At 34.7% G+C, this 13143-nt stretch carries 11 protein-coding genes; all 11 read right to left on the bottom strand.

The window, feature by feature from the left end; all coding sequences use genetic code 11:
- Positions 1–2 precede the first annotated feature (2 nt).
- Complete coding sequence (gene sat, locus AC2D8K_RS02845; protein ID WP_124228118.1) at positions 3–1181, bottom strand: sulfate adenylyltransferase; 1179 nt, start codon at positions 1179–1181, stop codon at positions 3–5.
- A gap of 20 nt (positions 1182–1201) precedes the next feature.
- Positions 1202–2101 (bottom strand): sulfite exporter TauE/SafE family protein, encoded by a 900-nt coding sequence (locus tag AC2D8K_RS02840; protein ID WP_484697971.1) that lies wholly within the window; start codon positions 2099–2101, stop codon positions 1202–1204.
- A gap of 15 nt (positions 2102–2116) precedes the next feature.
- The gene (locus tag AC2D8K_RS02835) at positions 2117–2734 is read right to left on the bottom strand and encodes an NAD(P)-binding protein (RefSeq protein WP_124228116.1); all 618 of its coding nucleotides are present in this window, start codon (positions 2732–2734) and stop codon (positions 2117–2119) included.
- A 59-nt stretch (positions 2735–2793) separates the two neighbouring features.
- On the bottom strand, positions 2794–3561 hold the full coding sequence (cobA, locus tag AC2D8K_RS02830; protein ID WP_124228115.1) for a uroporphyrinogen-III C-methyltransferase: 768 nt from the start codon (positions 3559–3561) through the stop codon (positions 2794–2796).
- Between the two features lie 31 nt (positions 3562–3592).
- Positions 3593–5311, bottom strand: a complete 1719-nt coding sequence (locus AC2D8K_RS02825; RefSeq protein WP_124228114.1) for an NADPH-dependent assimilatory sulfite reductase hemoprotein subunit — start codon at positions 5309–5311, stop codon at positions 3593–3595.
- Between the two features lie 18 nt (positions 5312–5329).
- On the bottom strand, positions 5330–7180 hold the full coding sequence (locus tag AC2D8K_RS02820) for an assimilatory sulfite reductase (NADPH) flavoprotein subunit (protein WP_124228113.1): 1851 nt from the start codon (positions 7178–7180) through the stop codon (positions 5330–5332).
- A gap of 282 nt (positions 7181–7462) precedes the next feature.
- Positions 7463–8194: a phosphoadenylyl-sulfate reductase gene (locus AC2D8K_RS02815; protein WP_124228112.1), complete on the bottom strand. Its 732-nt coding sequence runs from the start codon at positions 8192–8194 to the stop codon at positions 7463–7465.
- A gap of 180 nt (positions 8195–8374) precedes the next feature.
- The gene (locus AC2D8K_RS02810; RefSeq protein WP_002452067.1) at positions 8375–9151 is read right to left on the bottom strand and encodes a zinc ribbon domain-containing protein; all 777 of its coding nucleotides are present in this window, start codon (positions 9149–9151) and stop codon (positions 8375–8377) included.
- Positions 9152–9394: 243 nt separating this feature from the next.
- Complete coding sequence (locus AC2D8K_RS02805; RefSeq protein ID WP_002452066.1) at positions 9395–10510, bottom strand: MFS transporter; 1116 nt, start codon at positions 10508–10510, stop codon at positions 9395–9397.
- Complete coding sequence (locus AC2D8K_RS02800) at positions 10510–11694, bottom strand: hypothetical protein (protein ID WP_049423172.1); 1185 nt, start codon at positions 11692–11694, stop codon at positions 10510–10512. The genes AC2D8K_RS02805 and AC2D8K_RS02800 overlap by 1 nt, the downstream gene beginning before the upstream one ends.
- Positions 11695–12037: 343 nt before the next feature.
- Complete coding sequence (locus AC2D8K_RS02795; RefSeq protein ID WP_484697967.1) at positions 12038–13039, bottom strand: DUF4064 domain-containing protein; 1002 nt, start codon at positions 13037–13039, stop codon at positions 12038–12040.
- Positions 13040–13143: the final 104 nt, after the last annotated feature.

Raw genomic sequence — 13143 nt, 5'->3', positions numbered from 1 at the left:
TGTCATTTCTCTTTTAATCCTTTGATTAGCACATTTGCCACTTCTGGTCTTGAAAATTTTTTTGGTAATGATTCTCCGTTGCGTAATTTCTCTCTCACTTTCGTACCACTTAAATGTAAATGATTCGAAGCATCGTGTGGACAAGTTTTAGCTGTAGCCATATTGCCACATGCTTCACAGTAAAAGGCATGCTCAAATTTTAAAATTTGTATATCTAATTCATTTTCAAATTGAGAAATAAATTCCTGTGCTTCATAAGTGCCATAATAGTCACCAACACCTGCATGGTCTCTACCAACAATAAAGTGTGTGCAACCATAGTTTTGTCTTACTAGCGCATGTAAAATGGCTTCTCTTGGACCTGCATACCTCATCGCAGCTGGATAAATGACTAAACGCGCTCGATTTTCTGGGAAATAGTTTTTAAGTATGGCTTGATAACTTTCCATTCTTACCTCTGCTGGAATATCATCAGATTTAGTTTCACCTACTAATGGATTTAATAGTAATCCATCTACAATTTCTAATGTTGATTTCTGAATATATTCATGGGCACGATGAACTGGGTTTCTAGTTTGAAATCCTACAACAGTCTTCCAATTCAATTCATTAAATAGCTGTCTCGTTTCTAATGGGTCAAGATGGTAATCTACAAATGCATCATGTTGTGGACGATTAATTAATTGTATTGGCCCCGCTAAGTAATACTCACCTTTTTCGTAAACCTTTTTTACCCCTGGATGTGCATTATCTGTTGTACCATAAACATGTTGTGCTTCCTTTTCTTTATCATAAGTATATTTTTCTTCTAAATCTAACACACCATACAATGTACCATCTTCTCCATATAGTGCTACCTGTTCGCCAATCTCTAAATTGTTAGCCTCTGTTTGACTTACTGGCAATGTAATTGGCACACTCCAAACATGACCATTTTTTAGATGAACATGTTCTACGACACTTTCATAATCAGCTTGATTCATAAAACCAGTTAATGGACTGAACCCACCAATGCCTATTAATTCTAGATCCGATAAGCTCCATTGATTTAATATAATTGAATGTAAAGACTTCGCATTTTCAATCAGTTGTTCTCTTTCTGTACCTTTTACAATACGATTGACCAATGTTCCACCATGTGGGCGAATAGTATCATTTGTATACGTTTTATGCTCTGACATATTTAAATCTCCTTTTCCAATTAATTATATTTGTTTACTCGGCTTTTATTGTAAGAAAAACTCAGTATTCTATTTCTAATGACCTGGATAACAAGTAGACTTAACACAACTACGATAATGATGACTCTCACAATGTTAGATAACACCTCGTCCTCAACAAAGTAACTAAGTAATGCATTACTATTAGTGAAAGTAATTAATCCTCCAACACATATTGCTAAAATATTAATCGGTAAGATTTTAACTAGATATGCGGAAATAGGTGCTGCAATCAGTCCACCTACACTCAGCGCTATCACTGCCAACCAATTGATATGCGTCATACCTAAGAAGACGATAAAACTTAAAGATGCTGACAGTGTGACGAAAAACTCGCTTGCTGAGACTGTACCAATCACATAACGTGGTTCCATCTTTTTACTAGATAAAAGTAACGGTGTATTGACAGGTCCCCATCCGCCTCCACCTATAGCATCTAAAAAGCCTGCGATAGCACCTTGTAACACCATTCTAATTCGGCCAAATTGGCCTGAATAATGATGTTCCTCGTTCGTATGCTTAAATATAAATTGATATAATATATAAACGCCCATCGACAATAGAAATAAAGCAATCAGTGGTTTAATTGCATTAGCATTAATTCTTGTTAATACTGCTGCACCTAGAAATGCACTAATTGCACCTGGAATAGCTAATTTCAACATCGTTGGATAATGGACATTTTCAAACTTCCAATGTGAGGTTCCTGATGCTGCGGTAGTCGCTATTTCTGAAAAATGAACTGTAGCTGAGACAATCGCAGGTGCCACACCAAATGTTAATAGAATAGAGGATGATGACGCACCAAATCCCATTCCAAGTGATCCATCTACTAATTGTGCTAAAAATCCTGCTAACGCAAAAACAAGTAATTTCCGCATATATGATCTTGCCCCCTATCTGGATGAATCCAGTGTTTTCAACCAGTTTATAAAAGACTGCTGTGCGTTGGGATGTTTATATTTTTCAGTTAAAATATCTTGAAGTAAGCTTTGCTTTTCAGATGATGTGAGTGCCTTTTCTTTAATAAGTTGTCTAGATTCATATAAAAAGTCAATGTAGTCTTCATAAGATTCATCATAAGTTTGTGCCAAATTTTGTATGATTTGCTTAGCTAGTTTAGGACTTGCGCCATCTGTTGATACACTTAAAGTGAGCTTGCCTCTTCTAAGTTGATTAGGAAATGTGATATTACCCTCTTTTGCATTACCTACATGATTAAATAATGTGCGAGACCCTAGATGTTGTTTAACCTCGTCATTCACTAGGTCGTCATTAGTAGCAGCGATGACTAAATCTGCATTTTCAACATCTGAGGCTTCAAATTCCTTTTGATGCCATGTTACCTGTTGTTGTTGGATAAGCTCATTTAAATGTTCCGTTATTTGAGGGCTTACTATGTGAATCTGTTTGGCATACTCAAGTAGCAATTCCACACGTCGTGTCGCTATTCGACCACCTCCAATAACCACAACATTCATTTGTGATAAATTAATCATGATTGGCATTTGCATGCGCTCGTCACCTTTCCTATTTAAATAATTATTTTAATATTCTAAAAATTAAGTGTATCTTACTTAGCCAAATTGACATCTTCTTTAAAGATTTGCTCTTTAAACCAACTGATTTTGTCTCTCATATTCACTACATCTCCAACTACAATCATCGCTGGATTAGTAATGTTACTCGCCTTATTTGTGATATCTTGCAATGTGCCAGTCACTGTATGTTGTGATGTGGATGTACCCATATGTACAAGTGCGACTGGCGTTTGTGGATCCTTTCCAAATTTAACTAGTAACTCACAAATCTCCGGTAATCGTTTGACGCCCATATAAATACATAAGGTTTCAGGACCATGCGCTAAATGTTGCCAATATTCTTCCTTATCCATTCCCGGTCTATTAACAGCAGTGATAAACGCCACAGATGAGCTATAATCTCGATGTGTTACTGGGATGCCTGCGTATGCTGGTGCAGCTATCCCTGATGTAATACCTGGGACAATTTCAAAAGAAATATGATAAGTCGCCAATTGCTCCGCTTCTTCTCCACCACGACCAAATACAAATGGATCGCCGCCTTTTAACCGTGTAACTGTATGTCCTTTTTTGGCTAACTGAATCATCATACGATTCGTTTCTTCTTGAGGTAACGAATGTCTATATGGGTCCTTTCCACAATAGAAAAACTTGGTGTTTGGCTTAGCATAATCTAATATGTCTTTATTAATTAGTCTGTCATACAAAATAACATCTGCTTCTTTAATTGCTCTAAGTCCTTTGATCGTTAATAATTCAGGATCTCCTGGTCCTGCACCTACTAAATAAACTTTGCCCATAGAAACTCAACCCCTAACGCCTTTTTATCTTTTAACTATGGAAATCTCTTCCATCGTTAACTTTTGACACCACACCAGTGCGTATCACAAAATCACCAAAATGTTCATTCGGTAATTTTTCTTTTCCATACTGAATGAGTAATGGTCTTAACGTTTGTAAAATTTCGTTTTCATCAATATTTTCTTTATATAATTTATTGAGTCTTTCCCCTTTAAATCCACCGCCTAAATACATATTGTATTTTCCTGGTGCTTTACCGATAAATGCAATTTCTGCTAAAGCTGGTCGAGCACAACCGTTTGGACAGCCTGTCATTCGAATCGTAATGTCTTCTTCTTGAACACCCGCTTCATCAAGTAAATTTTCAATTTTAGAAATGAGTGAAGGTAAATAACGTTCTGATTCTGCCATAGCAAGACCACATGTAGGAAATGCTACACAAGCCATTGAATTACGTCTTAATCCAGTATAATAAGTACCATCTGTAAGTTGATATTTATCTATAATTTGTTGTATGTCGTTTTTCTTTTCTGGAGAAATGTTAGCAATGACCAAATTTTGATTAGGTGACAATCTGAAATCTCCAGTATGTGTCTCTGCAATTTCACGAAGTGCTGTTTTAAGTTGATAATCTTCAGTATCTTTTACACGTCCGTTTTGAATAAATAGCGTATAGTTCCAATTATTCTCACCCTCTATCCATCCAAGACGATCGCCATTATGGTCAAACTCATAATCTTTTGCAGGCTCAATCTCCCAACCTAAGCGTCGATTTAGTTCTTCAGTCACCCAGGCTTCACCTAAACGATCAACAGTATATTTAAAACGTGCATTTTTTCGATTTTCTCTATTACCATAATCTCGTTGAATCGTTAATAGTTTTTCACATACATCAACCGCTTGGTCTTTAGGAATGAAACCAATTAATCGACCTAACTGAGGGTATGTCTCTTTATTACCATGCGTCATACCCATACCACCACCGATAGTAATGTTAAAGCCTATTAATTCACCTTGCTCAATAATGGCAATCAAACCAATGTCTTGGGAGTAAACATCAATATCATTAGACGGGGGTACTGCAATACCAATTTTAAACTTTCGAGGTAAATAGGTACTTCCATAAATGGGTTCTGATTCTTCACTTAAATCTAATACTTTCTCACCGTCTAACCATATTTCATGATATGCACCTGTACTAGGAAGTAAATGATTGCTAATAGCTGTAGCATAATCATTTACTTCAGCATGTACTTTAGATTGATATGGATTGGGATTACACATTGTATTTCGGTTAACGTCACCACAGGCCGCAATCGAATCGAGTACAGATTGATTAATATCTTTCATAGATTGTTTTAAATTTCGTTTTAAAATACCATGAAATTGGAATGCTTGACGCGTTGTCAATTTGATGGTGTGGTTAGCATATTGATTGGAAATATCATCCATGGCAATCCATTGTTCTGGCGTAGCTTTGCCACCTGGAACACGAACACGAATCATAAAACTATAAGCAGGTTCTAATTTCTGCTTACGTCGTTCATCTCTTAGATCTCTATCATCTTGCATATAACTACCATGAAACTTTAATAACTTCGCATCATCTTGAGAAATCGCACCAGTAATAGGATTAGCTAACCCTTGTTCGATGGTTCCTCTCAAATACTGGCTATCTGCCTTCAAATATTCCATTTGATCTAGATGATCATCTAATTCATCTGACAGTTTTTGATTTGATTTAACCATGTTTGACACCCTTTCTTGTTAATAGACGTCTCTTTGATATCTTTTCTCTCTCTTCATTTGCTTAAGATACGCTTCAGCATCTTCGTCGGATAAGTTTTGTTCTTTCATCAATACTTCCTTAATTGTTTGGTGTACATCTTTAGCCATTTGCTTTTCGTCCCCACATACGAAAATCGCGGCACCATTTTGTATCCATTCATTAAACTGCTTACTATTTTCTAATATACGGTGTTGCACATACACTTTATGCTCAGTATCTCTAGAAAATGCAACATCCAGCTTTGATAAATAACCTTTATCTAACCATTCTTGCCAATCTGTTTGATATAGAAAATCCGTTGTAAAATGTTGTTCACCAAAGAACAACCAAGTATTACCTTTAAATCCTAACTCTTCTCTTTCCTGCATATAACTTCTGAAAGGTGCGACGCCTGTACCAGGTCCAATCATGATGACTGGCACTTCACTTTCTTGTGGAAATTTAAAGTTTGGATTACGTTTTAAATAAATCGGTACCGTATCGCCGGGTTGCACACGTTCTGCAAATTGAACTGAGCAGACACCTGTTCGATCTCGACCATGAGAATGGTATCTTACCGCACCAACTGTAATATGTACTTCATCAGGTGTCGCTTTATAACTACTTGAAATAGAGTATTCTCTAGGTGGTAACTTTCTCAATAGTTGATATAGGTTATCGGGTTGAAGTTCAGTCGTATCAAAATCATTTAATAAATCGATAAGGTCTCGTCCTTCGATATAATTTTGAACCCATGCTTTATCTTGAACGTTTTCCTTTAATTCATCGTTATCAAATAGTACTGCTGCATTCTCTAATAATGGTTTCGTTAGTTTAGTAATTTCAAAATGCGATGTTAATGCCTCTTCAAGGTTTAATGTATCACCATCTTCATTGATAAGTACCTGCTCTTCGTAATCCCATCCTAATGTGCTGATTAATAATTCAACAATAGACGGATCATTTTGTGGTAATACCACAATACAATCACCTGGTTCGTATTCCTCTCCAAAATTATCTAATAATAATTCAACATGTCTTGTTTCTTTATTAGATCCTCTACCATTTAAGTTGATGTTTTCTAATACTTCTGCTTCATATGGATTGGATTTAGAATATTTACGCTCCTTTGCTGATTTAATCGATTCGCTTACAACCTGCTCACTATCAGTATCTTTGGGTTTGGAGCCTATAGCATTAATGACGTTGGCCATCCATTTTTCAGCGTCTTCTTCGTAATCAATATCACAATCTACACGATCATATAATCGCTCAGCGTCTAATTCGGCTAATTTAAAGTCGAAATCTTTACCCGCTTGACAGAAATATTCGTATGATTGATCACCTAAAGCAAGTACAGAAAATCTCACACCTTCTAGTTTCGGTGCTTTACGCCCATGTAAGTATTCATGTAATTCAATAGCATTATCAGGTGGATCACCTTCTCCATGTGTCGATGTGATTATAAATAAATCTTCAACTTTTTTAATATCTTTAGGTTTAATGTCTTCCATAGATTTCAAGGTCACATTGTTACCCATATCTACAAGACGTTCTTCAAAGATTTCTGCCAAACTTTGGGCATTTCCTGTCTCTGACCCATATAAAATTGTAATGGCACGAGTTTCTGGTGTAACTTCAGGTTCTTTATCAGCAAGCATTGTTTCAGTTTGTTGGTCTTGTTGTGCTATTTGATTCGACGTCACTGATTCATTGGTCTCAGCTTGTTGACTCGCTGTTAAATAACCACTTAACCAAAGCTTTTGTTCAGGTGTTAAAGTTGGTAGTAATTCATTAAGTTGTTTTGCTTGTTCCTCATTGAAAGGACTATTTGTGATGTTAATATTCACTATTTTCCACCTCTTGTCTTCAATCCTAAATTTGAAAGTCTGGGTATCGTATGTTGCAATCTATCCTATATTTTGACCTCAACATCATACTTGTTCAATCCAGTCATAGTTAACTCTGCGTTATTTATTTTCCTTTACGTTCCATTCATGATCTAGCTCCCAGATTCGATTAATTTAATTATGTACCAAACTGTTAAATGAGTAAACGAAATATAACGCTATTACATTTTGCAAAATTCTTATCGGAATACTAGGTTTTGTATATAAAATTTTTAACCTTATTTAAGGTTTGTCAGGAACATGTAATCCGCATTCAGTTTTATCAAAATTTGACCAACGTCCTGCTCGAGAATCTTCAGAGTCTAATACTGGTGACGTACATGGAATACAACCAATACTTGGATAATGATGGTCATGCAATTCATTATAAGGTAATTGATGTTGTTTAATATATTGCCAAACATCGTCTTCAGACCAGTATATAAGCGGACAAACTTTGATTGAATGAAACCGTTCATCTTTATTAATAAAATTAGTATGTGCTCTCGTCGGAGATTGTGCACGTCTCAGCCCTGATACCCAAGCCTTAGCCCCAGATAAGACCTCTTCCAGTGGTTTAATCTTTCTGATATAACAACATTGGTTAGGATTATTTTTCCATAACGCAGGGTTATATCGGTTAGCTTGTTCTTCCAATGTTAAATCAGGTTTCTTCATTTCGATGTGTAATTCAGGATATGTTGCTTTTACTTCATCAATTAAGTTATATGTTTCTTGAAAATGTAGGTCAGTATCCAAAAAGACAATTTTTGCATTCGGTTTGATTTGATGGATTAAATCAATCAATACCATACTTTCTGCACCAAAACTACATGAATAAACTAATTCATCGTCATATTGATCATACGCCCATTTTAATATTTGATATGCGCCCCTAGTGTCGTTATCAGTGTTGAGGGAGTTTATAAAAGGATCGCCTGTAAAATTATCGTATGTCATCGCTTTGACTGACATCTCTATCATCCCCCGATCGATTTTTATTTCATCCTCATCAAAACATATCTGAATTGTCAGAATAATATGTTAATACTCTAACTATTTTTAAAATTAAAGTCAACCCATTTTTTAATAGTTATCAGAAAATTAATGTTTTAAATAAAAAAACGACCAGTATTAACTGATCGTTTCCTCTCTTTATAATTGATCTATATTTTCAATTAACGTAATCTTACCTTTTTTACTGTGAGCTATAACTGAGAAGTCATTATCTTTGTTACTATCATAAATTAACTCATCACTTTTTCGATCATCAGGTTCATAGTAATGTTCTAAAAATTCATCTTCAGTAACATTAGAAGGTGCAACACCTACACGATCTACTTTATCTCCAGAATACAGCACCGCTAAATCACCATATTTTTCATAATATGTTTGACCACCGTCAACTTTGCCTGATGATTTACCAAATTTAGCTTCTACTTCTTTTCTAGTCATATCCTTATAAATACCTTTATAGCCTTCAGTCGATGCAGATTTCATATAGCCTTGATCAAAGTTATTACTAAATACATCGATTGTTGGTGCTTTCTCTGATGAATTAGACTCACTAGAGGATGACTCTTTGGACTGACTATCATCTTTAGATTTATTTTGTGTCTCAGTAGTTTGGTTATCACTATCATTGTCTTTAATTACATTATTGTAATAGTAGTAAGCACCATAAAGTAATGCACCAATTAATAAAATAAAAATAATTGAGAGTATTATAATCCAAATTGGCTTCTTATTTTTGTTCTTTTGTTGAGGAGTATATTTGTTACGATCTGGATATGTTTGCTTGGATTGAGTCGCTTGTTTCCCTTGTGATGACGTTTCCGCTTGTTTGTTTTCTTTTTTTAATGTGTTACCACATTTGTTACAAAATGCTTGTCCAGGTTTTACTTCATTGCCACAGTTAGGACAATATTTCATTTCCCACCATTCCCTTCATAATGAATGTTTGTACATTTTTAGATTCTAAAAAATATTGTTAACCAATATTTTAAATTACTTTTTCTAAAAAGACTATCTTTTCAATACAATTTTTAAAATTTAATATTTTAATATTTAAAGAAATAATTAGGTGAAGGTTGTGAAATAGTAAGGTATGGTTTTCTAAATAAATCTATTCTATAAAAAATAACCTGAGACATACCAAATGTCCCAGGTTATATATTATTGCTTTTTATGTGTATCTTCATATCGAATTCGTTGTCGATATCCATACGTACTTTCTTTGATTAGTTCTTCGTCAAGTAAACCTGCACCAATGGCACCTGCTACAGTTGATATTGAAGCTGCAAACCATGGAATACTTAGATATAAGTCAGGGCCAGCTGGTCCTTTAAGACTAATTTGTTGGCCTAAGAAATCGGCTGGTAAAAGAACTAATTCTGCAAATAAAAACATTAAGTACAGGATAATATAATAAATGATAACTGCAATCAAGAGTGTCATCACTGTAGTTAAATTATATAAAAGTGTAATTCTTTTATTACTACTCTGCTTTGTGGATTCCCATAGGTCATGTGACATCATAACCCATAGCAACATACCTAGTATCGCAATAATAGAAATCCCAAATAATCGCCACATTGAGAAATTATTAGCCATTTGCCACATTGTTGTAAATATTAAACCAAACGCACCAGTAGTAAAAGCAATGGCAACAATGTTACTTAAACTCGCCATCATATTTAACGGATTATTGGCAAATGTCATTCCACTGACTAATCTAAACATGCCTCTTGATCTAGAACTAGATAAGTATCGTATATGTTTTGAATCTGTGTCATCTAAATACACTTGTGTCTTGTCTATTTTAGAAAGTGGGAACTGTTGTTTAACACTTTGTTCGATATAATCATTATCATCATAATTACGGTGGTCTTGCTCTGCATGATGGACTTCATTAATGATTGTAACAATCGCGTTTTTAAATCTTTTTTTAACTGGTCTCCAACCAAACGCAGGATATGAGAAGATAGCTGCACCGTTTCTCATATTAATGTCCAGTGCCATGACGCGTCTGTGGTGAAATATCGGTAAATCTGTAATAGCTAATACGTAATCCCATTCTCGTTCATCATGATACGCTTGTACCTTTTTAAATATTTCTTCTACTCTTTCCGCATAGCCGGTTAGAGGGTCAACAACTAAATCAATTTCCCATTCAATTTGATTATTGTGTTGTTCTGATAAAATGTCAGGTATATCTTCCATTAAATTCTCTGCTAGTTTTTCAGTAACACCAGGTGCTACAACTAAACCAATGACCTTTCTTTCAGACATTAATGCCCCTCCTCTCTATGGTCTTGTTTCTTTTCTTCATATACATCGTCATCACTATCATCACTAGTAGACTGTCTTTCAACCTCTTGTTGTGATGGATCATGTTGTTGTTCTTGCTCTTCTTTTTCTTCTTGTGCTTCCTTATAACGATGGTATTGACGGTATGAATACGTAATCTTTCTTATTTTCTCTTCATCTTCTACTGTAGATCCCATTGCTCCAGCTAATAAGCCTAGTGATGATACAAACCAAATTAATTTGACATAATTCATAAAAGTAAATTCTGCTTGTGCACTAGTCCAACTATTAAATAAACTCACTGGTACAAATAATGTGATACTTATAATTAATAATAAATACAATATGAAATAATTGATTAGCGTAATCACAATCAGTGTCAACATCGTTGTGGCATTGTATATCCATCTATACGTTCTTTGCGATTTGGCTGTTTTTCTTTCAATCAATTTATGCGCATATAGCAGCCAACATGCCATACCTACAATAGAAATAATCATTAATACAATAAATCTGATAGGTGAGTAAATCACACTAAGCTCCCACGGCATAGAAAAAATAGACACATATGTCCCTGTAGCAAAGGCAACTGAAATAATTTTTTTGAAATTAAAAATATTTTTCCATGGTTTATTAGCACGCGTCAAACCACAAATTAACTGAATCCAACTTATAATCATTAATGTATTAATATATCGCCTCTTGGGAGATTCGTCTTCTTCGGGTTCTACCGATTTTAAATGAATGAATGGATGGGTGCTCGTCTTTGATAATGGTTCATTATAATAAAGTTGTTCAATCATCGTAGTAATACTACTAATCAACTTTCTTTTTAAATCAATCGCACCCAATGAAGGTAATGATAACATTGCGACTTGCTTTTCGTTATTGAAATCACTAACGACTACCTTTTTCCCAGAAATACTAGGAAGGTCCGTAACACATATTGCGAAATCCCAATGTTTTTCATTTTTAATTTGTTCAGCTTTATCAACGCTCTCGTGTACATCTTCTGCTGAACCGATAATTAAATCCTCTTGAACATCAAAGTTCCACTGACTATCATCATTAATCCTTTCTGTCAGCAATTGTTTGATTTTGGGAATAATCTTCGTCACATGCTCATGCGCAACACCAGGCGATGGTACCAACCCTACTGTATACATCAATGAATCCTCCTTTCTTTAAAATATATGATTCAAAAAAACAATATAATCATCTCTTTTTTACAATGTTTAAAATCATGTTATCTATCTTTGATATTTTCATAATAATTTGCACGCAAATTATATTATAGACTTATAAAGAAATTTCAAACCTTTTCAATGAAAAAAATCAATATCAATTCATAATAACGATATTGATTACATTTGACAAATAACATGTATTCACAATTACTTTTTTAAAATAATTAGTTGCGCATATAGAAATTGTTCCTCAAATAAAAAACCTTGAAAGGAACAATGAAATGTTCCCTTCAAGGTAAAGCATAAAATCTACTACTTATAGTTATTTCTTATCATCATTCTTGAAGCGACGTGTTACTTTATCAACGAAGTCATCTTTATTATGTGTTTCATTTTCAAAATGGTCTTGAGAATGGTCTGTATCACGACGATTGTCATCTCTGCGATCTGCATCGAATCCGTTGCGTGCGTCTCTTCCTTCTACGTTACGATCATCATGTCTTCTTTCTGTATCTTCGAATCGACGATCTGTGTCTTGATGATTAGCATCACGACGGTCTACATCATGATGGTCTGCTCCGTGACGATTGTCATCTCTGCGGTCTGCATCGAATCCGTTACGTGCGTCTCTTCCTTCTACGTTACGATCATCGTGTCTTCTTTCTGTATCTTCGAATCGACGATCTGTGTCTTGATGATTGGCATCACGACGGTCTACATCATGGTGGTCTGTACCACGACGATTGTCATCTCTGCGGTCTGCATCGAATCCGTTACGTGCGTCTCTTCCTTCTACATCACGATCATGTCTATCTTCTACATCGTGATGATGTTTACGATTGTCATCATTTAAATGGTCTGCTTTATCATGATGCTTATCCTTTGAATGTTTGTTATGGGCACTGTCTTTATCCTTGATATCATGATTATCTTTATTTTTTCTAACTAATAACATAATACCTGCAATAATCCAGAATAAAGCAGCAATCCAGTTTATTACTAATGAAAGTACAGCAGCAATGATGAGTAAAATACCTGCTAATTTCGCTTTTTTCTTAATTAGTAATGTTGCAATAAGTGCAATTACTAAAATAACTAAACCATAAATAAGTCCAACTTTAAGTATTGATGGTAATAACTCAGACATATGTGATGATGAGTCCACGGCTGGATTTGAAGCCGCCTGTTCTTTAGCCTGTCTTTTAATTTCTTTTTGCACTTCGCTTGTACCACCAAACATGGTACCAATGCCTAAACCTAATAATATAAATAATTGAGTAATAATCCCTAACCAAGCAAGGATCCGTTCAATTGTCCTTTTCATTAAATGACACCTCTTTTTTTGTTTCTTTATCATTACCCAATTGAAATACCATGTATGCTTAAATTATAAAATTAAATCGCTAATAGTTTTATTTTTCCTATTAT

Source organism: Staphylococcus sp. 510 (genome assembly GCF_057219715.1).
This window is presented reverse-complemented; position numbering and strand designations above follow the sequence as displayed.

Excerpts from the sequence above, each read along its gene's own strand:
- AC2D8K_RS02810 (WP_002452067.1), bottom strand. The coding sequence starts at position 9,151 with ATGAAATATTGTCCTAACTGTGGCAATGAAGTAAAACCTGGACAAGCA.
- sat (WP_124228118.1), bottom strand. The coding sequence starts at position 1,181 with ATGTCAGAGCATAAAACGTATACAAATGATACTATTCGCCCACATGGT.
- AC2D8K_RS02840 (WP_484697971.1), bottom strand. The coding sequence starts at position 2,101 with ATGCGGAAATTACTTGTTTTTGCGTTAGCAGGATTTTTAGCACAATTA.
- cobA (WP_124228115.1), bottom strand. The coding sequence starts at position 3,561 with ATGGGCAAAGTTTATTTAGTAGGTGCAGGACCAGGAGATCCTGAATTA.
- AC2D8K_RS02795 (WP_484697967.1), bottom strand. The coding sequence starts at position 13,039 with ATGAAAAGGACAATTGAACGGATCCTTGCTTGGTTAGGGATTATTACT.
- AC2D8K_RS02835 (WP_124228116.1), bottom strand. The coding sequence starts at position 2,734 with ATGCAAATGCCAATCATGATTAATTTATCACAAATGAATGTTGTGGTT.
- AC2D8K_RS02815 (WP_124228112.1), bottom strand. The coding sequence starts at position 8,194 with ATGTCAGTCAAAGCGATGACATACGATAATTTTACAGGCGATCCTTTT.
- AC2D8K_RS02800 (WP_049423172.1), bottom strand. The coding sequence starts at position 11,694 with ATGTATACAGTAGGGTTGGTACCATCGCCTGGTGTTGCGCATGAGCAT.
- AC2D8K_RS02805 (WP_002452066.1), bottom strand. The coding sequence starts at position 10,510 with ATGTCTGAAAGAAAGGTCATTGGTTTAGTTGTAGCACCTGGTGTTACT.
- AC2D8K_RS02825 (WP_124228114.1), bottom strand. The coding sequence starts at position 5,311 with ATGGTTAAATCAAATCAAAAACTGTCAGATGAATTAGATGATCATCTA.